The following is a 333-nucleotide window of genomic DNA, read 5'->3' as shown; positions in this document are numbered from 1 at the left end:
ACAAATCAGACTGTTTTCATATAAAAAGCTACTTATTTTCTAGTTTATCATAGTTTTTAAATTTTTCCAGTATTTTTTTTGATAATTTGTATATTTCTTCTTTTTAGGCCTGGATTGTATTGCATTTCTTGAAAAAACAAGGTAATATATTGGTATTACAACATATATAAACTACATTTATAATCAGCAGTACTACTATTTACTTTGTAAATGTTATTTTCATTTTTGCATGTTTATACATAAAATTATTCTAATAGAAAAGAGGTACCTAACATGAAACTTTGGGGTGGAAGATTTACGAAAGACACAAAAGAAGAAGTGTTTTCTTTTAAT

Source organism: Anaerosporobacter sp., assembly GCF_965301125.1.
The sequence above is the reverse complement of the archived record's forward strand: the minus strand, read 5'-3'. Positions refer to the sequence as shown.